The organism is Nonomuraea purpurea (assembly GCF_042650645.1).
Classification (GTDB): Bacteria; Actinomycetota; Actinomycetes; order Streptosporangiales; family Streptosporangiaceae; genus Nonomuraea; species Nonomuraea purpurea.
The window spans coordinates 103180-124196 of the sequence record NZ_JBHSBI010000027.1 but is presented as its reverse complement, the minus strand read 5'-3'; the positions used below and the strand labels follow the sequence as shown (position 1 = coordinate 124196).

Annotated in this window: 28 protein-coding genes; 14 read left to right on the top strand and 14 right to left on the bottom strand. The window is 69.4% G+C overall.

The window, feature by feature from the left end; all coding sequences use genetic code 11:
* Positions 1 to 55 precede the first annotated feature (55 nt).
* From ACFOY2_RS39870 to ygfZ, 4 genes are all read left to right on the top strand, one after another.
* Positions 56 to 544 (top strand): FABP family protein, encoded by a 489-nt coding sequence (locus ACFOY2_RS39870; RefSeq protein ID WP_379533299.1) that lies wholly within the window; start codon positions 56 to 58, stop codon positions 542 to 544.
* A 6-nt stretch (positions 545 to 550) separates the two neighbouring features.
* Positions 551 to 847: a DUF2470 domain-containing protein gene (locus ACFOY2_RS39865; protein WP_379533298.1), complete on the top strand. Its 297-nt coding sequence runs from the start codon at positions 551 to 553 to the stop codon at positions 845 to 847.
* Positions 848 to 1181: 334 nt separating this feature from the next.
* Entirely contained in the window at positions 1182 to 1595 is a 414-nt protein-coding gene (locus tag ACFOY2_RS39860) for a Fur family transcriptional regulator (RefSeq protein ID WP_357825214.1), read from the top strand.
* A 10-nt stretch (positions 1596 to 1605) separates the two neighbouring features.
* Positions 1606 to 2544: a CAF17-like 4Fe-4S cluster assembly/insertion protein YgfZ gene (gene ygfZ / locus ACFOY2_RS39855; protein ID WP_379533297.1), complete on the top strand. Its 939-nt coding sequence runs from the start codon at positions 1606 to 1608 to the stop codon at positions 2542 to 2544.
* Between the two features lie 10 nt (positions 2545 to 2554).
* Here ygfZ and dtd read toward each other — a convergent pair whose 3' ends face one another.
* On the bottom strand, positions 2555 to 2980 hold the full coding sequence (gene dtd / locus ACFOY2_RS39850; protein ID WP_379533296.1) for a D-aminoacyl-tRNA deacylase: 426 nt from the start codon (positions 2978 to 2980) through the stop codon (positions 2555 to 2557).
* Positions 2981 to 3031: 51 nt separating this feature from the next.
* Here dtd and ACFOY2_RS39845 point away from each other — a divergent pair, with 51 nt between their 5' ends.
* Complete coding sequence (locus ACFOY2_RS39845) at positions 3032 to 3940, top strand: asparaginase (RefSeq protein WP_379533295.1); 909 nt, start codon at positions 3032 to 3034, stop codon at positions 3938 to 3940.
* Here the strand turns inward: ACFOY2_RS39845 and ACFOY2_RS39840 are convergent.
* Both ACFOY2_RS39840 and ACFOY2_RS39835 read right to left on the bottom strand, forming a co-directional pair.
* A complete protein-coding gene (locus tag ACFOY2_RS39840) occupies positions 3937 to 5547 on the bottom strand; it encodes a DUF2207 domain-containing protein (RefSeq protein WP_379533294.1) in 1611 nt (536 codons plus the stop codon). The genes ACFOY2_RS39845 and ACFOY2_RS39840 overlap by 4 nt on opposite strands.
* Before the next feature lie 28 nt (positions 5548 to 5575).
* Entirely contained in the window at positions 5576 to 6652 is a 1077-nt protein-coding gene (locus tag ACFOY2_RS39835) for an FAD-dependent monooxygenase (protein WP_379533293.1), read from the bottom strand.
* 105 nt (positions 6653 to 6757) lie between these two features.
* Between ACFOY2_RS39835 and ACFOY2_RS39830 the strand changes: the two genes are divergently transcribed.
* A complete protein-coding gene (locus tag ACFOY2_RS39830) occupies positions 6758 to 7672 on the top strand; it encodes a TetR/AcrR family transcriptional regulator C-terminal domain-containing protein (RefSeq protein WP_379533292.1) in 915 nt (304 codons plus the stop codon).
* Here the strand turns inward: ACFOY2_RS39830 and ACFOY2_RS39825 are convergent.
* Positions 7662 to 8396 (bottom strand): alanyl-tRNA editing protein, encoded by a 735-nt coding sequence (locus ACFOY2_RS39825; RefSeq protein ID WP_379533291.1) that lies wholly within the window; start codon positions 8394 to 8396, stop codon positions 7662 to 7664. The genes ACFOY2_RS39830 and ACFOY2_RS39825 overlap by 11 nt on opposite strands.
* Positions 8397 to 8423: 27 nt before the next feature.
* On the opposite strand from ACFOY2_RS39825, the gene ACFOY2_RS39820 reads away from it, so the two are divergent.
* Positions 8424 to 9062, top strand: coding sequence for an SGNH/GDSL hydrolase family protein (locus tag ACFOY2_RS39820; RefSeq protein ID WP_379533290.1), 639 nt, complete (start codon positions 8424 to 8426; stop codon positions 9060 to 9062).
* Between the two features lie 6 nt (positions 9063 to 9068).
* Here the strand turns inward: ACFOY2_RS39820 and ACFOY2_RS39815 are convergent, their stop codons facing one another.
* From ACFOY2_RS39815 to ACFOY2_RS39795, 5 genes are all read right to left on the bottom strand, one after another.
* Positions 9069 to 9434 carry a DUF2516 family protein gene (locus tag ACFOY2_RS39815; RefSeq protein ID WP_379533289.1) on the bottom strand — a complete coding sequence of 122 codons (366 nt, stop codon included), beginning with the start codon at positions 9432 to 9434 and terminating at the stop codon, positions 9069 to 9071.
* A 123-nt stretch (positions 9435 to 9557) separates the two neighbouring features.
* Entirely contained in the window at positions 9558 to 9950 is a 393-nt protein-coding gene (locus tag ACFOY2_RS39810; RefSeq protein ID WP_379533288.1) for a hypothetical protein, read from the bottom strand.
* Positions 9951 to 9953: 3 nt separating this feature from the next.
* Positions 9954 to 10445: a helix-turn-helix domain-containing protein gene (locus tag ACFOY2_RS39805; protein WP_379533287.1), complete on the bottom strand. Its 492-nt coding sequence runs from the start codon at positions 10443 to 10445 to the stop codon at positions 9954 to 9956.
* A gap of 60 nt (positions 10446 to 10505) precedes the next feature.
* Positions 10506 to 11411, bottom strand: a complete 906-nt coding sequence (locus tag ACFOY2_RS39800) for a M56 family metallopeptidase (RefSeq protein WP_379533286.1) — start codon at positions 11409 to 11411, stop codon at positions 10506 to 10508.
* Positions 11408 to 11764 (bottom strand): BlaI/MecI/CopY family transcriptional regulator, encoded by a 357-nt coding sequence (locus ACFOY2_RS39795; RefSeq protein ID WP_357825175.1) that lies wholly within the window; start codon positions 11762 to 11764, stop codon positions 11408 to 11410. The genes ACFOY2_RS39800 and ACFOY2_RS39795 overlap by 4 nt, the downstream gene beginning before the upstream one ends.
* Before the next feature lie 54 nt (positions 11765 to 11818).
* Between ACFOY2_RS39795 and ACFOY2_RS39790 the strand changes: the two genes are divergently transcribed.
* Entirely contained in the window at positions 11819 to 12325 is a 507-nt protein-coding gene (locus ACFOY2_RS39790) for an O-acetyl-ADP-ribose deacetylase (protein WP_379533285.1), read from the top strand.
* Here the strand turns inward: ACFOY2_RS39790 and ACFOY2_RS39785 are convergent.
* The gene (locus ACFOY2_RS39785) at positions 12322 to 13110 is read right to left on the bottom strand and encodes a class I SAM-dependent methyltransferase (RefSeq protein ID WP_379533284.1); all 789 of its coding nucleotides are present in this window, start codon (positions 13108 to 13110) and stop codon (positions 12322 to 12324) included. The two genes, ACFOY2_RS39790 and ACFOY2_RS39785, sit on opposite strands and share 4 nt — an antisense overlap.
* Positions 13103 to 13846: an SDR family NAD(P)-dependent oxidoreductase gene (locus ACFOY2_RS39780; protein WP_379533283.1), complete on the bottom strand. Its 744-nt coding sequence runs from the start codon at positions 13844 to 13846 to the stop codon at positions 13103 to 13105. The genes ACFOY2_RS39785 and ACFOY2_RS39780 overlap by 8 nt, the downstream gene beginning before the upstream one ends.
* Positions 13847 to 13990: 144 nt before the next feature.
* Between ACFOY2_RS39780 and mshA the strand changes: the two genes are divergently transcribed.
* The 3 genes from mshA to ACFOY2_RS39765 are packed head-to-tail and all read left to right on the top strand — an operon-like array spanning position 13991 to position 16537.
* Positions 13991 to 15268, top strand: a complete 1278-nt coding sequence (mshA, locus tag ACFOY2_RS39775; protein WP_449290156.1) for a D-inositol-3-phosphate glycosyltransferase — start codon at positions 13991 to 13993, stop codon at positions 15266 to 15268.
* A gap of 23 nt (positions 15269 to 15291) precedes the next feature.
* Positions 15292 to 15783 (top strand): type III secretion system chaperone family protein, encoded by a 492-nt coding sequence (locus ACFOY2_RS39770; RefSeq protein WP_379533282.1) that lies wholly within the window; start codon positions 15292 to 15294, stop codon positions 15781 to 15783.
* A 10-nt stretch (positions 15784 to 15793) separates the two neighbouring features.
* Positions 15794 to 16537 carry a phosphoglyceromutase gene (locus tag ACFOY2_RS39765; RefSeq protein ID WP_379533281.1) on the top strand — a complete coding sequence of 248 codons (744 nt, stop codon included), beginning with the start codon at positions 15794 to 15796 and terminating at the stop codon, positions 16535 to 16537.
* Positions 16538 to 16682: 145 nt separating this feature from the next.
* On the opposite strand, the gene ACFOY2_RS39760 is transcribed toward ACFOY2_RS39765, so the two are convergent.
* Positions 16683 to 16949 carry a hypothetical protein gene (locus ACFOY2_RS39760; RefSeq protein ID WP_379533280.1) on the bottom strand — a complete coding sequence of 89 codons (267 nt, stop codon included), beginning with the start codon at positions 16947 to 16949 and terminating at the stop codon, positions 16683 to 16685.
* Between the two features lie 18 nt (positions 16950 to 16967).
* Positions 16968 to 17618, bottom strand: a complete 651-nt coding sequence (gene phoU, locus ACFOY2_RS39755; protein ID WP_357825153.1) for a phosphate signaling complex protein PhoU — start codon at positions 17616 to 17618, stop codon at positions 16968 to 16970.
* Between the two features lie 133 nt (positions 17619 to 17751).
* On the opposite strand from phoU, the gene ACFOY2_RS39750 reads away from it, so the two are divergent.
* Entirely contained in the window at positions 17752 to 18924 is a 1173-nt protein-coding gene (locus ACFOY2_RS39750; protein ID WP_379533331.1) for a sensor histidine kinase, read from the top strand.
* On the top strand, positions 18921 to 19613 hold the full coding sequence (locus ACFOY2_RS39745; RefSeq protein ID WP_379533279.1) for a winged helix-turn-helix domain-containing protein: 693 nt from the start codon (positions 18921 to 18923) through the stop codon (positions 19611 to 19613). Before ACFOY2_RS39750 ends, ACFOY2_RS39745 begins: the two co-directional genes overlap by 4 nt.
* A 53-nt stretch (positions 19614 to 19666) precedes the next feature.
* Here the strand turns inward: ACFOY2_RS39745 and ACFOY2_RS39740 are convergent, their stop codons facing one another.
* Positions 19667 to 20311 (bottom strand): copper chaperone PCu(A)C, encoded by a 645-nt coding sequence (locus ACFOY2_RS39740; protein WP_379533278.1) that lies wholly within the window; start codon positions 20309 to 20311, stop codon positions 19667 to 19669.
* Positions 20312 to 20534: 223 nt separating this feature from the next.
* Between ACFOY2_RS39740 and ACFOY2_RS39735 the strand changes: the two genes are divergently transcribed.
* Entirely contained in the window at positions 20535 to 21017 is a 483-nt protein-coding gene (locus tag ACFOY2_RS39735; protein WP_043624891.1) for a CarD family transcriptional regulator, read from the top strand.

The following is a 21017-nucleotide window of genomic DNA, read 5'->3' as shown; positions in this document are numbered from 1 at the left end:
CCCTAGCGCCCACCGCCGACCGTGCGGCCGGCCGGGACCACTAGGCTTGGGGAACATGGAAGAACCAGAGGTGCACCCCGATCTGGAGCCCATCGCGTTCCTGCTCGGCCGGTGGGAAGGCGCCGGTGTCGGCGGTTATCCGACGATCGAGAGCTTCAACTTCGGGCAGGAGATCGAGTTCGGGCACAACGGCAAGCCGTTCCTGTCCTACGTGAGCCGCACCTGGCTGCTCGACCAGGAGGGCAACCGGGTCAAGCCGCTGGCCACCGAGACCGGCTTCTGGCGCCCGCAGCCGAACCGGCAGCTTGAGGTGTTGCTGACGCACCCGACCGGAATCGTCGAGATCTACATCGGCGAGGTCGTCTTCCACAAGATCGATCTGCGTACGGACGTCGTGGCCCGCACCGCCTCGGCCAAGGAGTACACCGCGGGCCACCGGCTCTACGGCCTGGTCAACGGCAACCTCATGTGGGCCTACGAGATGGCGGCCCTCGGCCACCCGCTCACGGACCACATGTCGGCGGAGCTGAAGAAGGTAGCTTGAGCCGATATGAGCACGCCTTTCACCGCTGACGCCGTCGAGGCGATCAAGCGTCACATGAACGACGATCACTCCGGCGACGCCCTGATCATCGTGCGGGCCCTCGGCGGGCGCCCCGAGGCCGTCTCGGCCGTGACGAGCGACGTCGACGCCGAGGCGATCGAGTTCACGCTCGACGGCGGGGAGCGGGTGCGGGTGCCCTGGGGCGAGACGATCACCGAACGCGCCCAGGTGCGCAAGGCCGTGGTGCGGCTCTACCGCGACGCCTGCGGCAAGCTCGGCCTCACGCCGCGCGGCGAGCACTGAAAGAACCGGCGGGAAAACAAAGAGGGCCCCAGGCGACACTCCGCCTGCCGAGCAGGCGGGCCGGATGGACCAAGGACAGGATTCAGCTCCCGCCCTCCGGCTGCCAGGGGCCCCGGTGGTTGCCTCGAATTCGCACGAACGACACGAGACAACAGTCCGCATCGTTAGCGGACAACCACCTCGCTAGCCCGATTATGACTAACCATTATTCGGACCACCTCCTTTCCGCGTACCCAAGAAGCTATGCGCTGGCCGGTGAGCGGGGCAAGTGAATATCACCGAGCGATCCTGTGGTCCGCCGCACGTTGTGAGGCACGCGCCTTACACTCAGGACATGACCGAGACGCAGTGGCACGAGGAACTTCGCGCTAAGGGCTACCGGGTCACTCCCCAGCGCCAGCTCGTTCTCGAAGCGGTCAAGGATCTGGAGCACGCCACCCCTGAGGAGATCTGCGGCAAAGTTCGTGAAACCGCTCGTGGCGTGAACATCTCGACCGTCTACCGCACGCTGGAGTTGCTGGAGGAGCTGGGCCTGGTCACCCACACCCACCTCGGGCACGGCGCGCCGACCTACCACCTGGCCGCGGAGGCCGATCATGTGCACCTGGTGTGCAGGGGGTGCGACCAGGTGATCGAGGTACGCCCCGAGCTGGCCGAGGGGCTGGTCAACGGGCTCGACAAGGAGCTGGGGTTCATCGCGGACGTCCATCACCTGACCGTTTTCGGCCGTTGCCGCGACTGCCGATAACCTGGAGGGCATGCGTAGCCCTCTGCTCGACCTTCCCGGCGCCGTCGCCGCCGACGAGCCGGACTCTGATGTAGCCGCGCACTACGGCGATCTGTTCGCCGAGCAGCGCGCGCTGGCCAAGGGCGAGGCGGTCGTCGACCGCAGCAACCGCGAGGTGGTCCGCGTCTCCGGCGCCGACCGGCTGAAATGGCTCAACGACCTGACCTCGCAGAAGCTCGACACGCTGAAACCGGGCGAATGGACGCAGACGCTCGACCTCGATCTCCAAGGCCGCGTCCAGCACCACCTGACGCTGGTCGACGACGGTCAGAGCGTGCTGGCCCACGTGGAGCCGGGCACCGCGCAGAGCCTGATCGACTATCTCGACCGCATGCGGTTCATGCTGCGGGTCGAGGTGTCGCGGGCCGATGACCTGGCCGTGCTGTCCACGGCCGCGGAAGACTTCCTGGTGCCGCGGGCCGAGCTGGCCGACCACCTGGGCAAGCCGCTGGCCGGGCTGTGGGCGTACGAGGCGCTGCGGATCGAGGCGCACCGGGCGCGGATGGGGTTCGAGACCGACCACAAGACGATCCCCCACGAGATCGCCTGGATCGGGTCGGCCGTCCACCTGAGCAAGGGCTGCTACCGGGGGCAGGAGACCGTGGCCCGGGTGCACAACCTGGGGCATCCGCCGCGTCGCCTGGTGTTCCTGCACCTCGACGGGAGCGTCGACACGCTGCCCGTGCACGGTGATCCGGTGATCTTCGAGAGCCAGGAGATCGGTGTGGTCGGCTCGGCCGCCCGCCACCACGAGCTCGGCCCGATCGCGCTGGCCGTGGTCAAGCGCACGGTGCCGGTGGACGCGACGCTGCTGGCCGGGGGTGTGGCGGCGACCCAGGAGGTCGTCGTGCCGCCCGACGCGGGCCGCAACGTGGCCATCGACCCGTCACTGCGCCGCCGCATCCGCTGAACCGGCGCGTTCAGAGGTCGAGGACCAGGGTGATGGGGCCGTCGTTGACGAGGGACACCTTCATGTCGGCCCCGAACACCCCGCTCTCCACCCGTGCCCCGAGCGCCTGAAGCTCTTCGACGACGGCCCGCACCAGCGGCTCGGCGACCGGCCCTGGGGCCGCCGCCTGCCAGGTGGGCCGCCGTCCCTTGCGCGCGTCGCCGTACAGGGTGAACTGGCTGATCACCAGGAGCGGGGCCGACACGTCGGAGCAGGACTTCTCGCCGTGCAGGATCCGCAGGCCCCACAGCTTGGCGGCGAGCTTGGCCGCCTGCGCCCGCGTGTCGTCATGCGTGACGCCCACCAGGACCATCAGCCCCGGCTCGTCGATCGCCCCGACCGTCTGCCCTTCGACCTCGACCGACGCCGAGCTCACCCTCTGCACAACCGCTCGCATGGCACCCCATTCTGGACCATTCGTAGACTCGTCCCGGAAGAGGAGCGTGAAATGTCGATGATTGTGGAAGTCGTCCGGTCCGGGTTCGTGGAGTCCACGCATCAGGCGCGCATGCTGACGGTGGACGCGGAAGGGCGGCCGGTCGAGACGAGGGGCGCGGTCCACGTCCCCGCGTCGCCGCGATCGTCGATGAAGCCGCTCCAGGCGCTCGGAATGCTCCGCGCCGGGCTCCGGCTGGAGGACGAACTGCTGGCGCTGGCCTGCGCCTCGCACTCGGGTGAATCGTTCCACGTGGACGGCGTCAGGAAGATCCTGGTGGACGCGGGGCTGGAGGAATCGGCGCTGCTGTGCCCGGAGGACTACCCGTTCGACCGGTCGGCGACCGAACGCGGGCGCGTCTTCATGAACTGCTCGGGCAAGCACGCCGCGATGCTGGCCACCTGCGTGCTGAACGACTGGCCGCTGGCCACCTACCTGGAGCCCCCGCACCCGCTGCAGCGGACGATCCGCGAGACGGTCGAGGAGCTGACGGGGGAGCGGGTGGCCGCCTCCGGTGTGGACGGCTGCGGGGCGCCGCTGTTCTTCGTCTCGATGCTGGGGGTGACCAAGGCGTTCAGGGCGTTCCCGCTCTCGTCCGAGGACTCCTGCGAGCGCAGGATCTACGACGCCATGCGCGCCCACCCCGAGTGGACCTCCGGCACCGACCGCGCCGAGGCCACGCTCATGCGCGCCCTGCCGGGGCTGATGCTGAAGGCGGGGGCGGAGGGGTTCGACGCGTTCGTCTTCGAGGACGGCCGCGCGGGCACCGTCAAGGTCGAGGACGGCTCCACGCGGGCCCGCGTGCCCGTCACCGTGGCCGCCCTGCGCTCGGTCGGCCTGGACGCGCCCGAACTGGCTGAACTGGCCGTCCCGCCGGTACTCGGCGGCGGCCGGCCCGTCGGCGAGCTGAGAATCCGCTAGAGGCTGCGGAACTGGCGGGTGGCGGAGATCGCGCCGGAGGTCGTGGTGGTGAACGTGCGCATCGACCCGGCGAACTTCGACAGGTCCCACTCGGCGGGGCCGTGGTACCAGTACAGGTTGTCGACCTGCCGTCCGTCGCCGGTGACCGAGGCCACCACGCGCGACCAGTGCTCGACCCCGTCGAAGATCACGGCATAGGGCAGGTAGCGGGAGAACAGCTCCACCCGGTGCTGATCGGGCACCTGGCCCAGCTCGCCGGAGAACAGGTACTCGCGAAAGCCCAGCGTGTGGGCCAGCGCGGCCGACCCCTTGGCGGTCTTGGCCGGCATGTACTGGCCGCCGACCGCCAGCGCGCCGCCCGCGATGACCACGGCCAGCCCCAGCAGCCCGTACGTGGTGAACCAGGCCAGCCCCGCCGTGGCCAGCAGCCCGGCCCCGATCAGCACCACGCCGGCGGTCGTCCACGTGGTGCGCTCGGTGTCGGGGCGGCGGGCGAACCAGCCCTGCTTGACGACGTCGGTGTACAGGGCGTCGCGGACCTTGCCCAGGTGGGTCGCGAACGCGCCGGACAACTGCGACAACAGCACCTCGTCACGTCCGTCGAAGACGGCCTCGTACAGGGCCTGCTCGTACGGCAGGAGCGTGTTGACAGACGCGGTCGGCAGCTTGACCAGCATCCAGTCGGGCGCGTCGTACGTCTGCCGCGGCTGCTCGTCGATCCGCAGGTAGCCGCGGACCGCCAGGTCGACGATCGTGGCGGTGACATCGATCACGTCGGCCTGTTCGTCCACGAGGGTGCCGATCTGACCGGGCCGCACCCCGTCGGGCGGGGAGAAATGGCCGTTCTGGATGGGATCGACCGAGCCCTTCTCGTGCCCGGCGACCCGGCTGTCGCGGCCCCGGGTCCAGTAGAGCAGGGCGACGCCGCCGAGCAGCAGCACGAGCAGGCCGGCCAGGGCCGCGCCGGTGACGGTGTTCAGGGTGAAGGCCGAGGCCAGGGAGAAGCGCCTGTCCAGGATGGGGACGCCCTCGCTCGACCCCTTCGGGTAACCGACGATCACGGTCAGGACCTGGCCGGAGGCGAGGTTGTCCTGCTCGAATTCGGCCTGGGTGGCCGTGTGGTTCATGGACGCCGAGGTGCAGCCGACGGCCGAGGTCGGCTCCCCGGCGAAGCACGACAGGTTCTGCACCTGCCCGGGGCCGTCCACCTTGACGGTGGCCTTGGCGACCTGCTGGTTCCAGCCGTTCACCGCGAACCAGCGCAGCTCCTCGACCCCGCCCGAGGTCGTCACCGCCCCTTTGACGTCGTACTCGACGGTTCCGTCGCCCTTCATGGTGAGCACGTCGCCGGCCAGGGTGGCACCCTTGACGTTCGAGATCTGGTAGAGGCGGTTGTTGTCGTCGTCGTATCGGGTCCTGGTGGTGAACGTGCGCTTGAGCTCCCCCGACGACCCGCTGATCTTCTCGACCACGTGCAGGGTGCCGTTCTTGCCGAGGGTCATCGTCACCTCGTCCGTGATCCCGGCCCGCGTGGCCATCGCAGGGGCGGAGGTCAACGTCAGAGCGGTGGCCCCAAGGGCGGCCATCGTGAGTCTGATACCCATCATGGCGGAAAATCGTATCGGTTCGTGACTCTCAGTCCACTCTGAGGCTGTTCGCTGCCCTCTGCACGCTCTCCTGGGCGGCGCCCCGGCCGGGGTTCTCCAGGGCCAGCGCCTGGTTCTGGGCGACGAACGGGCGCATGCGCCGCTCGTACCGCTCGAACGCCCCTTCCCCGCCCGCGCCGAGCTCCTGGGCCAGCACGTACGCTCCCACGACCGCCAGGCTGGTGCCCTGCCCCGACAGCGGCGAGGGGCAGTAGCCCGCGTCGCCCACCAGCGCGACCCTGCCCTTCGACCACCGCTCCATTCTGACCTGGGCCATCGCGGCGAAGTAGAAGTCGTCGGACTTCCACATGGCCTCGATCAGTTTGGGCCCCAGGTACACCTCGGAGCAGTGCCGCTCGATGAGGCGCTTCTGCTGCTCGACGTCGTGGTGGTCATAGTCGATCGGCGCGGAGCTGAAGCCCAGGTTCACCCGCATGACGCCGGCGTCGCGGTCGCTGAAGAGGGCGCCGCCCGCCTCGCCCTCGGTGAACCACGTCTGCCAGTGGTCCAGGCCCGCGAAGTTGTCGGCGGTGAAGATGGACAGGTAGGTGCCGAGGTGTCGCAGGAAGCCGGACTCCGGGCCGAAGACCAGGCCGCGCACGTTGGAGTGCAGGCCGTCGGCGCCGATCACGTAGTCGTAGCGGCCCTGCTCGCCGCTCTCGAACCTCACCTCCCCGTCCGGCGTGAGCGCGGCGATCGAGTCGCCGTAGCGGTAGCCGGCGTCGGAGGCGGCCATGAGGATCGCGGTCAGGTCGTCGCGCATGATCTCGACGTCCGGGCTGTCGAAGCGGCCGCCGCTGATCGTGCCCTCGGTGTCGCGCATGAGCTCGTTGCCGTCGCGGTCGACCATGGACATGCCGCGCATCCTCGTCCGCATGTCCCTGATCTGGTCGAGGAGGCCCATCTTCGCGGCCACGGTGATCGCGGCGCCCCTGAGGTCGATGGCCTGGCCGCCCTTGCGCGGGGCCGGGGCGCGTTCGACGAGCGTCACCTCATACCCGTGCCGCCGCAGCCAGAAGGCCAGGACGGGCCCCGCGACACTCGCTCCCGAGATGAGCGCCTTCATTGTTTCCTCCTTGTTGACGTTGTACGCGAAACTGAATGTACGTCGTACATACAGCAGCTCACAAGGATATGCTGGGAGGATCTGTACTAGTACAGGAGGAGTGTGATGAGTACCGGCGCCCGCATCGTGGCCGACATCAAGCAGCGCATCGCCGACGGCAGGCTGCGTCCGGGAGAGCGGGTGCCCTCCACCCGGCAGCTCGCCAGAGACTGGGGCGTCGCCCTGGCCACCGCCGCCAAGGCGCTGACCCTGCTGGCCCAAGAGGGCGTCGTGGTCGCCGAGCCGCGCGTCGGCACGATCGTGGCCGAACCCAAGGGCGGCAGGGCGCGGCGGCCCGTGCCGTCCGAGCACGATCTGACCCGCGCGCGCATCGTGCGCGCGGCCGTCGACATCGCCGACGCCGACGGGCTCGCCGAGGTGACCATGCGCGCCGTCGCGGGCCGGCTCGGCGTGGCCACCATGTCCCTCTACCGCCACGTGGGCGGCAAGGACGACCTGCTCGTGCTGATGGTCGACGCGGTGCTCGACGACTTCCCACTGCCGGAGCAGCCGCCGCCGGGCTGGCGGGCCGGGCTGGAGGCGTCCGCGCGGGTGCAGTGGGCGGTCTACCGCGCGCACCCGTGGGTGGCCGGCGTCTCCTCACTGACCAGGCCGCTGCCCTCGCAGGGCCTGCTCAAGTACACCGAGTGGGCCATGCGGGCGCTGGAAGGCACCGGCCTGGACGCCACGACCAGGATGTACGTGCACATCCTGGTCTACAGCCACGTCCAGGGCCTCGCGGCCAACATCGAGCTGGAACGTCAGGCCCGCGCGGCCACCGGGGTCACCAGTGACGAGTGGGTGGCCGGGCAGGAGGAGCACCTGCGGTGGCTCGCCGAGTCCATGCGCTTTCCCGCGTTCGTCCGGCTCCTGGACGAGTTCGACGGCGACTTCGACCTCGACCTGGACCGGCTGTTCGAGTTCGGGCTCGGCCCGCTGCTCGACGGGCTGGCCGCGGTGGTCGAGGGCGCTAGTCGATGATCTGGATGCGCAGGCGGCGGAAGCCCCGGCCCTTGCTCTCGACCTTGCCGACCCTGATGTGGCCGATCTGCTTGGTCGAGGCCACGTGAGTGCCGCCGTCGGCCTGGGTGTCGAGGCCCACGATGTCGACGATCCGCACGTCCTGGACGCTCTGCGGCACCAGGTTGGTGGCCGTGCGGATGATGTCGGGGATCTCGAACGCCTCCTTGCGCGGCAGCACCCGGACGTCGATGCGCCGGTCGGCGACGACCTCGGCGTTGCAGGCGTCCTCGACGGCCTGCTTGAACCCCGCAGGCAGCTCCGGCAGGTCGAAGTCCATTCTGGCGCTCAGCTCGTCCATGTTGCCGCCGGTGACCAGACAGCCGTAGTCCCTGAACACCACGCCGCACAGCACGTGCAGGCCCGAGTGCGTGCGCATGAGCGCCGAGCGCCGCGCGTCGGCCACCGCCGCCTCGACCACGGTGCCGACCGGCGGGATCGGGTCGCCCTCCGCCGGGATCAGGTGGAGATCGTCGCCCTTGCGCACCCCGACGATGCGCGTCTCCACACCCTGCCAGACCAGAACGCCGTGATCCGCCGGCTGGCCGCCCCCACCTGGATAGAATGCCGACCGGCTCAGCACGATGCCCTCAGGCGTCGCGTCCAGCACGACGGCCTCGAAGTCGCGGAGATTCTGGTCCGACAGTTCCAGCCGCTGGGTGCGCCCGTGGAGGTCGTTGGTCATGTCGGCAGCTTAGTGCCCGAGGTGGGAATGAGGCATCGGTCCCTGATCGCACCGGCGATCGCGATGATGGGGCTCGTCTCCGGATGCGGCCCTCCGGCGCCCAGGAACGTCACGGCGTCGCACAAAGCGCCGGTGATCATGTTCGTGGGCGACAGCTTCACCGTCGGGTCGGGGCCGGTGCCGCGGTGGCGGACCTATGCCTCGCTGACCGCGCGCCTGCTGGGCTGGCAGCCGGTCATCGCGGGGGCGAGCGGCACGGGGTTCGTCAACCGGGGCCGCGTCGGGCGTACGTTCCAGCAGTCGTTCGAGGAGGAGCTGGCCTGGCGCCCGGCCCCCGACCTGCTGGTCATCTCCGGCGGGCACAACGACCGGAGCGGGAGCGCCGAGCACGTGGGCCAGGCCGCCGCCAACCTGGTGCGGCAGGCGCGCGAGCGCTGGCCGGGCGCCAGGATCGTGCTGGTCGGCCCGATCTGGCTGGACGAGCCGCCGCGCCGGGCCTACGGCGTGCGCGACGCCCTGGCGGAGGCGGCGAGCAGGGAGGGCGTGCCGTTCCTCGACCCGCTGCGCCGGCGCTGGCCGCCGGACGCGCTGCTGCCCGACGGCGTGCACCCCACGGCCGCAGGGCACGAACGCCTGGCCGCCTGGCTGGCCCGCGAACTGGACTGAGGTCGTTTACCAGGGGCCGTAGGGGCCGTTGTTGCCCCGGCCGCCCATGCCCTTGACGGCGGGCTTGACGTCGACGATGTAGATCGTGGCGGCGATGACCGCCAGGATTGAGAAGAAGCCCAGGCCGATGCCGATGAACTCGACGCTGCCCACGATCCGGAAGGCCCTGAAGTAGCTCCACGCGCCCGCGCCGGAGAACAGCGTCGCCAGCACGAGGATCAGCAGCCACAGGTTCTTCTGGAGCTTGCCCGCCGAGACGAAGGCGGGGGTCGGCACCCGGAGCGCGTGCACGAGCGCGTAGATCGACATGCCGAAGATGGCCGTCGCGAGCACCAGGAAGAGAAGGTTGAAGACACCGTTGATCAAGTTCATGTTTGTTGGCTCCGCCCAACGCCGCGATGGAAATCCGGCTTCAGCCTAATAGGCGTCCCCGACAGGCGGGCACCCCCAAACGGGAAGGCCCGCCTCCGATCGGAGACGGGCCCTGCTGTCACCTCAGGCCTTGGTCCTGGTGGTGCGGGTCTTCTTGACCGGCCGGGCAGCCTCGGAAACCTCTTCGAGCTCCAGGGCGGCATCGCCGGAGGTCTTGCTGACGACCCGGCGGCCACGCGTGGCGAAGCCCTCGTAGGCCTCGGTGGCCCGGTGGGTGAGCTGGTCGGCGTACTCGCGGGCCTTCTCGGGGAGCTCCTTGGCGAAGCCCTCGGCCTTGCCCGCGTACTCGCGGGCCCGCTCGGGAAGGTCCTTGGCCAGCTCGGTGCGGCGCGACTGGAGCTTGTGGAACTGCTCGGGCAGCTCGCGCAGCTTCTCGACGGCGTAGTCGCCCACGCCCGCGACGGCGTAGAACGGCTTGGATTCGGTGAGCTTCTTCACCTCAGTGGAGAGCGTCATGGGTTAACCTTCCTTGGTTTCCTGGGTGACGTTGCCGCCTCGCGAGGGCGCCGCGAAGGGCTCGATGGCGGCGAGGAACTCCTCCGACAGCGGCACGTCGTCCGGCTCGGAGTCGTGCCGGGGGTGAGCATTCTGGGAGGTCTGCTCGTCCTCGGCGCGCTTCTCCTTGCGGAATGATTCGTAGATGTCGATCAGCACCTGGCGTTGGCGCTCTGAGAGGTGCGCGTCGGCCCTGATCGTGGTGATCACGTCGCTGGGCGGCTCACGGTCCTCGATGAGGCCCGCCTGCACGTAGAGCGCTTGCGAGGAGATGCGCAGACCCTTGGCGATCTGGTTGAGAATCTCCGCGCTCGGCTTGCGCAGGCCGCGCTCGATCTGGCTCAGGTAGGGGTTGGAAACCCCCGCCGCCGCCGCGAGCTGGCGCAGCGAGATCTGCGCCTGCTGCCGCTGCTCGCGGATGTATTCACCGATCGAGCCGACTTTGGGTAGTGCCATACGTCCAGTCTGCCTCGCGGTGCTTGCAATTGCAAACACGGCGATTAACGGCAGCTAGCATCAGAGCTGGATAACCCAGAGGAATGGGGTGATAGTGAGCAAAGTCACGGATAGCGCGATATATCCGTAGCGGGTGGATGCGGCCAGTTCAGGGCCCGGCTTGATCAGGCGATCGACCCTGGCCATGACGTTGTGGGCGTGCACGCCCATCATGCCGTGCGGGGTCGGCATGGCGCCCGCCGTGCCGAACCTGAGCAGCGCCGTGGCCAGCCTGCGCGGCGAGCAGTAGCGACGCGCGCGGTCGTCGGCGGCCATCTCGACGAGCAACTCCACCTGGCCCTGCGCGTCGGCCGCGACCTTGGACCAGGGCAGCGCCCTGCGCAGCGCGGCGAACGGCAGCAGCACCAGGTCGTGGCGCTCGCGCACGTGCGCGGCCTCGTGCGCGAGCACGGCCGCCATCTCGTCCTCCGACAGCAGCTTGAGCGCGCCCTCGCTGACCACGACCTGCGAGCGCAGGCCCGGCACGCAGTAGGCCGCGGCGCTGGGATGGTCGAGCACCCGCACGCCGGGCACGCCGGGGTTCTCGTGGGAGATCAGCGCCAGCAGCATGCGGTGGCGCCTGCGGGCGCGCAACGCCTGCAGACCGGCCATGATCAGCACCACGACCAGGACCGCCAGCGCCGTGAGCCCCGCGATCAGAGCCAGCACGTGCAGCGGGTCCCACGCGTGCGCGGGCTGCTCGCCGCGCGCGAACGCGACCAGGCCGGGCAGCACGCCCGTCTCGTAGGGCTGGACGGCGAAGGCGAGCATCGCGCCCGTCGTCGCCAGCCCCCAGGCCACGCCGAGGGACTGCCAGACGATGATGGCCAGCCGTGGGGCCCGTGAGGTCCACCGGGCCGTCGTGAAACGCCAGGAGCCGAGCCCGCACGCCATCGCGAGCGCGGCCAGCACCACTGCCGTGATCACTCTTCCTCCAGCTCCGTGAGGGCTCTGCGCAGGATCTCCGCCTCCGTGCCCGACACGGCCTGGGCGAAGCGGGTCAGGGCGGCCGATCGGTCGCCCGTCATGTCCAAGGCTTCCAGCATAAGCTCGGCGATGTAGGCGTCACGGGTTTCCGCGGGCTGATACCTCCACGCCCGCCCGTCTCTGGTGCGATCGAGGAAGCCCTTGCGGGTGAGGCGGTCGAGCACGGTCATCACCGTGGTCGGGGCGAGGTCGCGGTCGGCGATCAGCCGACCCACCTCGCGTGCGGTGAGCGGGTTGCTCTCCGCCCAGAGGATGTCCATGATACTGCGCTCAAGCTCGCCAAGACCCTTCACGCCATTCAGACTAGCTCTACGACGTGTCGAGCTCGTATCCGGGATGCTGGTGAGATGGAGATCACGCTGGTACTGGGCGACATCACCGAGCAGCGGGCGGACGCGGTCGTCAACGCGGCCAACTCCTCGCTCATGGGCGGCGGGGGCGTGGACGGCGCCATCCACCGCCGAGGGGGCCCCGAGATCCTGGAAGAGTGCAGGAAGCTGCGTGCTTCCCAGTACGGCAAGGGCCTGCCGACCGGCCAGGCGGTGGCCACCACGGCCGGTCGGCTGCCCGCGCGGTGGGTGATCCACACCGTCGGGCCTGTCTACTCGCGCTCGGAGGACCGCTCAGAGCAGCTCGCCTCCTGCTACCGCGAGTCGCTGCGGGTGGCCGACTCGCTGGGGGTCACGTCGGTGGCCTTCCCCGCGGTTTCGACCGGCATCTACGGCTGGCCCATGGACGACGCCGCGCGCATCGCCCTGGACGCCGTCAGAGGGGCCGATACGGCGGTGCGGGACGTCAGGTTCGTGCTGTTCGACGCCGCGGCCTACGCCGTGTTCGAGTCGCTGGCCCGCTAGGGGGCCACGGCGGACCAGGGGAGGGTCAGTTCGCCGAGTCGCCAGCGGGCAGGACCGCCGAGCGGCGGTCGCGTCGGCACGGGCCAGGATCGGGACAACTCTCGCACGGAGGCCAGCCACCGCTGACGCACGCCATAAGCCCCGTAAGGCGCACTGACCGCCCACGCCCGGTCGAAGTCGCTCAGGAATGCGTGGATCCGCTCACCCGGCACGTTCCGGTGGATCAGCGTCTTGGGCAGCCGGTCGGCCAGGTCGGAAGGCCGGGAGAAGGCGTCGAAACGGGCGGAGAAGGTGATGGTCCCCGGCCCTTCGGGCGACAGGCCCGCCCAGACCGCCCGCCGCCCGTTCTCGGATGACGTGCCCTCCACCAGGACGCCGCCGGGCGCCAGCTTGCCGCACAGCGTCTCCCAGTGCCGCCACGCCTCCGGCTCGGCGTACTGCCGCAGGACGTTGAAGGCCCGCACCAGCGTCGGCGGGCGCGAGATCGGCAGTTCGAAGCCCCCGAGCCGGAAGCTCAGCCCTTCCCGCTCGTACGGCTTGGCCGCCGCCACCCTGGCCGGATCGATCTCGATGCCGACGACCTCGACCCCGGGCGCCACCCCGCGCAGCCGGGTGAACAGCTCCAGCGTCGTCGTGTGCGAGGCGCCGTACCCGAGATCCACCACCAGCGGTCGTTCCGCGGCACGCAGCGCCTGGCCGTGCACCGCGACCACCCAGCGGTCGCAGCGCCGCAGCCGGTTGTACCCGGTCGTCCCTCGGGTGATCGATCCGACCGGTTTAGCCACTGACGCGGTGGACCCTGTGCTGCGCGGCCTGGGCGCGGGGGCGGATGACCATGCGGTCGATGTTCACGTGGGCGGGCCTGGTCACGCACCAGGCGATCGCGTCGGCCACGTCGTCTGAGGTCAGCGGGTCGGGTACGCCGGCGTACACGCGCTCGGCGGCAGCCTCGTCGCCCCTGAACCGGTTGAGCGCGAACCCCTCGCTCTTCACCATGCCGGGCGCGATCTCGACGACCCGCACCGGCTGCCCGACCAACTCCAGGCGGAGGGTCTCGACCATCGAGGTCTGGGCGTGCTTGGCCGCGCAGTAGCCGCCTCCGCCCTCGTACGACACCAGCCCCGCGGTCGAGGTCACCATCACCAGCACGCCGTCGCCCGACTCGACGAGCTTGGGGATGAGCGTCTGGGTCATGCGGAGGGAGCCGAGGACGTTCGTGTCGTACATCCGCTGCCAGTCGTCCAGCCGCCCTTCCGCCACCGATTCGAGGCCGAGGGCGCCGCCGGCGTTGTTGACCAGCACGTCGCAGCGCTCCAGCGAGGCGGCCAGCGCCTCGACCGACTCCTGCGAGGTGACGTCCAGCGCCACCGCCCTGATCGAGGGCACGTCCGCGGCCAGCTTGTCCAGCCGGTCGCGCCGCCTGGCGCCCGCGATCACCTCGTACCCCTCTGCGGCGAGCCGCCGCGCGGTCGCCTCGCCGATGCCACTGCTCGCCCCGGTCACCACAGCCGTTCTCCGCATGCGACCCATCCTGCCGCAACCCGCCGAACCCCCGTCTCCGGGCCCCATGCCGGCCGGGATAGGGATTCGTACCCCAGTTATGACCTCATGTCGGGAATGTCGCAAAAATCTGGGTCGTTGTATCCCGCTTGGAGGTGGTGTCGAGTGAGGCGACGACGGGTCGGCCGAGTCGCGACGATCAGCATGCACACGTCCCCTTTGGACCAGCCCGGCAAGGGCGACGCCGGAGGCATGAACGTGTACATCGTCGAGTCCGCCAAACGCCTGGCTCACCTCGGCGTCGAGGTCGAGATCTTCACCCGGGCCACGGCCCGCGACCTGCCGCCCGTGGCCGAACTGGCCCCCGGCGTCCTGGTCCGCCACCTCACCGCAGGACCGTACGAGGAGATGGACAGAAGCGACCTGCCCGGCCAGCTCTGCGCCTTCCTCTCCGAGGTGCTGCGCACCGAGGCGATGTACGACGCGGGCCGCTACGACGTCATCCACTCCCACTACTGGCTGTCCGGCCAGGTCGGCTGGCTGGCCAAGGAGCGCTGGGGCGTGCCGCTGGTGCACACGATGCACACGATGGCCAAAGTGAAGAACCTGCTCCTGGCCCAGGGCGACAGGCCGGAGCCCCAGGCCCGCGTGGTGGGCGAGCAGCAGGTCGTGGACATCGCCGACCGCCTCGTGGCCAACACCGTGGACGAGGCCCGCGAGCTGATCGGCCTGTACGGCGCCCCCGAACAGCGCGTCGCCGTCGTGAACCCCGGCGTCAACCTCACCGTCTTCCAACCGGCCTCACAGTCCGCCGCCCGCCGCAGGCTGGGCCTGCCGCAGGACGCGCACGTACTGCTGTTCGTGGGCCGCATCCAGCCGCTCAAGGCCCCCGACGTGCTCCTGCGCGCCGCCTCCAGGATGCTCATCGACGACCCGTCGCTGCGCGATCGCCTGATCGTGGCCTGCGTCGGCGCCCCCTCCGGCAACGGCCTGGCCAGGCCGTCCATCCTCGCCGAACTCGCCGCGGAACTGGGCATCTCTGACGTCGTCCGCCTCGTCCCCCCGGCCCCGCAGGAGGAACTGGCCGAGTGGTACCGCGCGGCCTCGGTGACGGTCGTGCCGTCCTACAGCGAGTCGTTCGGCCTCGTCGCCCTGGAGTCCCAGGCGTGCGGCACCCCGGTGGCCGCGGCCGCCGTGGGCGGGCTGCGCACCGCCGTCCGGGACGGAATCTCCGGCCTGCTCGTGGACGGCCACGACCCGGCGGACTGGGCGCCGGCGCTGCGCCGCTTCATCACGGCCCCGCGCTGGCGGGACGAGCTCTCACAGGGCGCGCGCACGCACGCGACCGCCTTCGGCTGGCAGGCCACGGCCGCGCGCCTCATGGACGTCTACGCGGGCGCCATCGCCAACCTTCACAAACTGCCCGTGGCCCTCAACTTCTAGCCCGGACTTTTATTCTGTACGGCATGCGCGATGTCGTCGAAGCAGCGCTCAAGGCCGCGGACGTCTCCTACGACGAGCCGCGGCCAGGGGCGTTCCTGGTCAAACTGCCCGGACAGCACAAGCTCGCCACCATGACCTGGCTCATCGTCGGCGAGCGGGTCCTGCACGTCGAAGCGTTCTTCTGCCGCCGGCCCGACGAGAACCACGCCGAGTTCTTCCGGTGGCTGCTGGGCAAGAACGGCTCGATGTACGGCGTGCACTTCAGCCTCGACCCGGTGGGCGACGTCTACCTGGTCGGCAAGGTTCCCCTGGCCGCCGTCTCCGAGGCGGAGGTGGACCGCCTGCTCGGCTGCGTGCTGACCTACGCCGACGACTGGTTCGACCGGGCGCTGGAGCTGGGCTTCGCATCGTCCATCAGACGCGAGTGGGCGTGGCGGGCCAAACGCGGCGAGTCGCTGGCCAACCTGCAGGCATTCGCCCGGTTCGCCGACCCCGCCGCGACCGGCGAACCATAGGATTGGCCGCATGGCGACTTTGGTGCTGCTACGGCATGGCGAGAGTGACTGGAACGCAAAGGGCCTGTTCACGGGCTGGGTGGACGTGAGCCTGTCCGCCAAGGGCGAGGACGAGGCCAGACGCGGCGGCAAGCTGCTCCTGGAGGCCGGGCTGCGGCCCGACGTCGTCCACACCAGCCTGCTGACCAGGGCCATCCAGACGGCCCAGTTCGCGCTGGGGGAGGCCGACCTGCTCTGGCTCCCGGTGCGGCGGAGCTGGCGGCTCAACGAGCGCCACTACGGTGCCCTGCAGGGCAAGAACAAGGCCCAGACCAGGGAGGAGTTCGGCGACGAGCAGTTCATGTTGTGGCGCCGCTCCTACGACGTGCCCCCGCCCCCGATCGCCGACGACGACGAATACTCCCAGGCCGGCGACCCCCGCTACGCCCTGCTGCCCCCGGAGCTGATGCCCCGCACCGAGTGCCTGAAGGACGTCGTCGAGCGCATGCTGCCCTACTGGTACGACGCGATCGTGCCCGACCTGTCGGACGGCCGCACGGTCCTGGTCGCGGCCCACGGCAACTCCCTCAGGGCCCTGGTCAAGCACCTCGACGGCATCGGCGACGACGAGATCTCCGGGCTCAACATCCCGACGGGCATCCCGCTGCGCTACGAGCTCGACGCCGATTTCCGGCCCGTCAAGCCCGGCGGCGAGTACCTCGATCCCGAGGCGGCCAAGTCCGCGATCGAGGCCGTGGCCAACCAGGGCCGCTGAACCACGCGTGCGCGCCGTCGGCCGAACAGGCCTGTTCGGCCGACGGCGGCCTCCCGGAGAGCGTCGAACGCTGAGAGCGGGGCGGCGTCGACCTGCCGCCGCGACCCCGCGCTGAACGAGCGATGGCCGTCCGGCGCTGAGCTCGTCACGGCCAGGTGGGGAAGGGAGGCGGGTCGTCTGCGGCTTTCAGGGATGCGGCCCGGTCCACGCAGGCGGGGCAGACGGGCTGGTCGGCCGACCTGGCCACGGCCTCGGGCCCGGCCGGGCGCAGGGTGCCGAGGACGGAGAAGCCCGGCGGCAGGCCGGTCTGGGGGTCGATCAGGACGGTCATGACCTCGCCCGGGTCATAGGTGAACGTGCGTCCGCACGCGCAGCACCGGCCCGTCTCCGTTTTGCCCGGCTTGTCGGCCATCTGCCCCTCGAACGGTGGTCAGCTCTTCTCGGGACGGGACCCCGTGACCAGGTAGACGACGTCCTGCGCCACCCGAACCGCATGGTCGGCATACCGTTCGTAATACCGCCCGATCAACGTGATGTCGATGGCCGGCTCGACCCCGTGCTCCCAATCCTTGGACAGGATATTCCTGAACAGCCTGCGGTGCAGCCTGTCCATGGCGTCGTCGTCCTGGTCGAGTTCGAGCGCCGAGTCCACGTCCCGCGTGGCCACGCAACTGCCGGCCTTCGTGACGATGTTCTCGGCGATCTGGCCCATCTCCAGGATCGTCGAGCGGATCTGCGGCGGGATCGCCGAGTCGGGGTGGCGGAGGCGGGCGACCTTGGCGACGTGGACGGCGAGGTCGCCCATGCGCTCCAGGTCCGTGCCCATGCGCAGCGCCGTGATGACCGACCGCAGGTCCACCGCCACCGGCTGCTGCCTGGCCATCAGCTCGAAGATCGACGCCTCGATGTCGGCGAAGACCGCGTTCACCTCGGCGTCCCGGGAGATGACACTCTCGGCGAGCTGGAGATCGGAGTCGAGCAGGGCCGTGGTGGCACGGGAGATGGCCGAGCGGACAAGCCTGGTCATCTCCACAAGCTTGTCCGTCAGTGAATCAAGTTCTTCATGGTACGCGTCGCGCATGAGATCACCGTACGTGGCTCTCGATGAACGAACCCCTACCGCCAGATGAACTTTCCAGGAAAGGGCTGTTCATCCCCTGATGAGGGGGTCTGTCCCTGGGGAAACGCCGCCTACCATCAGAGGCATGAGTGAGATGGCCATGAGCTTCGCTGCCCTGGCCGGGTTCGTCGTGGGCGCCCTGGCGGTCCTTTTCTACCGCAATCAGATCGAAGCACCTCGCAGGACCGATACGACCGACGACGTCGAGTCAGGCGCGGCGCTTCCGCAGGGCGTCGCCTCCGTGCTGGCCGTGCTGCCCTCGTCCGCCGTGGTGCTCGACGCGCATGACCGCGTCCTGCGCGCCAGTTCGGCGGCTCGGGCGTTCGGGCTGGTCAAGGGCGATCGCCTGATGGCCGCAGAACTGCTCGCCCTGGCCCGGCAGGTGCGCCGCGACGGAGAGATCCGCGAGAGCGAGATCGACGTCGCCGGACACAAGTTCGGCCAGGAGACCACCAACTTCGCCGTCCGCGTGGCACCGCTCGGCACCTACGGCCAGGTGCTGGTGCTCGCCGAGGACCAGACAGAAAGCCGCCGCGTGGAGGCCGTGCGGCGCGACTTCGTCGCCAACGTCAGCCACGAGCTCAAGACCCCGGTCGGCGCCATGAGCCTGCTGGCCGAGACCATCCAGGACGCCGCCGACGACCCCGAGGCGGTCAGCCGCTTCGCCGGGCGCATGCAGCACGAGTCCGCCCGGCTCAACTACCTCATCCAAGACCTGATCACCCTCAGCAGGATCCAGGGTGCGGAACCCATCCCGACCCCAGGACAGGTCTCCATCGACGAGGCCATCCACGACGCCATCGACCACTGCAACACCAAGGCCGTCGCCAAGGACATCGCGCTCGTCTCCGGCGGCACCGAGGGTCTGCGCATCTGGGGCGACGACGAGCTGCTCGTCACCGCCCTGCGCAATCTGATCGACAACGCCGTCGCCTACAGCCCCGACCACACCAGGGTCGTGGTCAGTGTGCGGCCGGCCGGCGACTCCGTGGAGATCAGCGTCAGCGACCAGGGGATCGGCATCCCCGAAGAGGCGCTGGAACGCATCTTCGAACGCTTCTTCCGCGTCGACGCGGCCAGGTCGCGCGCCACCGGCGGCACCGGGCTCGGCCTGGCCATCGTCAAGCACGTCGCCGCCGCACACGCCGGCGAAGTGTCCGTTTGGAGCAAGGAAGGGTCCGGCTCCACGTTCACACTCCGTCTGCCCGCTTTCGGCGGGACGGCGGTGGCAGTACCACCCTCGATTCCCCTGGAGACAGCCAAATGACCCGAGTTCTAGTAGTCGAGGATGAGGAGTCCTTCTCGGACGCCCTGTCCTACATGCTGCGTAAAGAGGGCTTCGAGGTGTCGGTCGCGGCGACCGGACCCGAGGCGCTCGACACCTTCGACCGCGACGGCGCCGACCTGGTGCTGCTCGACCTGATGCTGCCCGGCCTGCCCGGCACGGAGGTGTGCAGGTCGCTGCGGCAGCGCTCCAAGGTCCCCGTGATCATGCTGACCGCCAAGGACAGCGAGATCGACAAGGTCGTGGGCCTGGAGCTGGGCGCCGACGACTACGTGACCAAGCCGTTCTCCTCGCGCGAGCTCGTCGCCCGCATCCGTGCGGTCCTGCGCCGCCAGGGCGACGTGCCCGAGGAGCTGGAGACCGCGGTGCTGGCCGTCGGCCCGGTGCGGATGGACGTCGACCGGCACGTCGTGGCCGTCCGCGGGGAGCAGGTGCAGCTCCCGCTCAAGGAGTTCGAGCTGCTTGAGGTGCTGCTGCGCAACGCGGGCCGCGTGCTCACCAGGGGCCAGCTCATCGACCGCGTCTGGGGCGCCGACTACGTGGGCGACACCAAGACGCTGGACGTGCACGTCAAGCGCCTGCGGGCGAAGATCGAGTCCGACCCCTCCAACCCCCGGTGCATCCTGACGGTGCGCGGCCTGGGCTACAAGTTCGACGCGACAGAAGAGTGAACAACCCTTGTTCCGGTGCGTTGGACGCGCCGGAACAAGGGTTTCTGCGTGTCTCAGTGACCTTCCGCCGCCTGCGTGGCCGACGGGGACGCCGAGGGCGTCGCGGCGGGGGTGGCGTTCGGGGCCGGGGGGTAGTCCTTGAACTCGCGGCTGCGCGTGACCACAGGCACGTTCAGGGACACGACACCGGCGTTGGCGAACTGGAGGTCCAGCTTGATGGTCTCGCCGCCCCTGAGGCTCCTGGGGATCGCCTCGAGCATGAGCTGAGGGGTGGGCTTGCCGGTGTTCACGAGCTGGTTGGCCGGGAGCGGCACCTGGGCCGTCATCTTCACCTTGCCCATGTTGCCCGCGGAGACGGCTTGGAGCGTGTCGGGGGCGCCGTTGGTGTTGAGGATGTTCAGGTAGATCGGGGCGGAACCGAGCCAGGCGAGCTGCGCTCCGCTGTCGGGGCCGAGGACGAACGCCTGCGGGATGTGAATGCCGCTCTTGCCGTAAGCGCCGTTATCCATCAACACTTGCGCTTCGTTGGGGGCGTACGGCTTGTTGGTGTTGGCGTCGAATCCGGCCCCGCAGCCCGCGAGCACGGGGGCTGTCAAGAACGCGGCGGCTACGACAATCCAGCGAGGGCGGGTCACGAGCGGGTACTCCTTGATCTCGCGCAGATCGCGCGCGTGCGTGATGAGCAGGCTCTCTCGCACGTTTCGCGCGTGCGTGAGCGCAGCGCCAACCATATCCACCCGAATGCATGGTCATATCCACACCCCCGCAGGTCATTAGCTATGTCCGCAATTGCCATTCATAGAGTTGAGCGCTTGTCAAGCCCTAATATGCGGCTTTGACCTGCAGTTATGATGATTTCACTGTTCCGGGAGGCTGTGGATGCGTGGTACCCTGGAGTACAGCGGAAGGGGTACTTGTCACATGACTTTCCAGGTCGGCGACACGGTCGTCTACCCCCACCATGGGGCTGCTCGGATCGAAGCAATCACGAAGCGATCCATCAAGGGTGAGGAAAAGACCTACCTGGTGCTCAAGGTCGACAAGGGCGACCTTACCGTCCAGGTGCCAGCGGAAAACGCAGAACTCGTCGGTGTGCGCGATGTTGTCGGCCAGGAAGGCCTTGAACGGGTTTTCGATGTCCTTCGGATGCCGCACACGGAAGAGCCGACCAACTGGTCTCGTCGTTACAAGGCCAATCTGGAGAAGCTTGCCTCCGGCGATGTGAACAAGGTCGCCGAAGTGGTTCGCGACCTGTGGCGGCGTGACCGCGAGCGCGGTCTGTCCGCGGGGGAGAAGCGCATGCTCGCCAAGGCGCGCCAGATCCTGGTCAGCGAGTTGGCACTGGCCGAGAAGACCAACGAGGACAAGGCTGAGGCCCTGCTCGACGAGGTCCTCAACTCCTGA

Coding starts and splice junctions, on each gene's coding strand:
- ACFOY2_RS39870 (WP_379533299.1), top strand. CDS start 56: ATGGAAGAACCAGAGGTGCACCCCGATCTGGAGCCCATCGCGTTCCTG.
- ACFOY2_RS39865 (WP_379533298.1), top strand. CDS start 551: ATGAGCACGCCTTTCACCGCTGACGCCGTCGAGGCGATCAAGCGTCAC.
- ACFOY2_RS39860 (WP_357825214.1), top strand. CDS start 1,182: ATGACCGAGACGCAGTGGCACGAGGAACTTCGCGCTAAGGGCTACCGG.
- ygfZ (WP_379533297.1), top strand. CDS start 1,606: ATGCGTAGCCCTCTGCTCGACCTTCCCGGCGCCGTCGCCGCCGACGAG.
- dtd (WP_379533296.1), bottom strand. CDS start 2,980: ATGCGAGCGGTTGTGCAGAGGGTGAGCTCGGCGTCGGTCGAGGTCGAA.
- ACFOY2_RS39845 (WP_379533295.1), top strand. CDS start 3,032: ATGTCGATGATTGTGGAAGTCGTCCGGTCCGGGTTCGTGGAGTCCACG.
- ACFOY2_RS39840 (WP_379533294.1), bottom strand. CDS start 5,547: ATGATGGGTATCAGACTCACGATGGCCGCCCTTGGGGCCACCGCTCTG.
- ACFOY2_RS39835 (WP_379533293.1), bottom strand. CDS start 6,652: ATGAAGGCGCTCATCTCGGGAGCGAGTGTCGCGGGGCCCGTCCTGGCC.
- ACFOY2_RS39830 (WP_379533292.1), top strand. CDS start 6,758: ATGAGTACCGGCGCCCGCATCGTGGCCGACATCAAGCAGCGCATCGCC.
- ACFOY2_RS39825 (WP_379533291.1), bottom strand. CDS start 8,396: ATGACCAACGACCTCCACGGGCGCACCCAGCGGCTGGAACTGTCGGAC.
- ACFOY2_RS39820 (WP_379533290.1), top strand. CDS start 8,424: ATGAGGCATCGGTCCCTGATCGCACCGGCGATCGCGATGATGGGGCTC.
- ACFOY2_RS39815 (WP_379533289.1), bottom strand. CDS start 9,434: ATGAACTTGATCAACGGTGTCTTCAACCTTCTCTTCCTGGTGCTCGCG.
- ACFOY2_RS39810 (WP_379533288.1), bottom strand. CDS start 9,950: ATGACGCTCTCCACTGAGGTGAAGAAGCTCACCGAATCCAAGCCGTTC.
- ACFOY2_RS39805 (WP_379533287.1), bottom strand. CDS start 10,445: ATGGCACTACCCAAAGTCGGCTCGATCGGTGAATACATCCGCGAGCAG.
- ACFOY2_RS39790 (WP_379533285.1), top strand. CDS start 11,819: ATGGAGATCACGCTGGTACTGGGCGACATCACCGAGCAGCGGGCGGAC.
- ACFOY2_RS39780 (WP_379533283.1), bottom strand. CDS start 13,846: ATGCGGAGAACGGCTGTGGTGACCGGGGCGAGCAGTGGCATCGGCGAG.
- ACFOY2_RS39770 (WP_379533282.1), top strand. CDS start 15,292: ATGCGCGATGTCGTCGAAGCAGCGCTCAAGGCCGCGGACGTCTCCTAC.
- ACFOY2_RS39765 (WP_379533281.1), top strand. CDS start 15,794: ATGGCGACTTTGGTGCTGCTACGGCATGGCGAGAGTGACTGGAACGCA.
- ACFOY2_RS39760 (WP_379533280.1), bottom strand. CDS start 16,949: ATGGCCGACAAGCCGGGCAAAACGGAGACGGGCCGGTGCTGCGCGTGC.
- phoU (WP_357825153.1), bottom strand. CDS start 17,618: ATGCGCGACGCGTACCATGAAGAACTTGATTCACTGACGGACAAGCTT.
- ACFOY2_RS39750 (WP_379533331.1), top strand. CDS start 17,752: ATGGCCATGAGCTTCGCTGCCCTGGCCGGGTTCGTCGTGGGCGCCCTG.
- ACFOY2_RS39745 (WP_379533279.1), top strand. CDS start 18,921: ATGACCCGAGTTCTAGTAGTCGAGGATGAGGAGTCCTTCTCGGACGCC.
- ACFOY2_RS39735 (WP_043624891.1), top strand. CDS start 20,535: ATGACTTTCCAGGTCGGCGACACGGTCGTCTACCCCCACCATGGGGCT.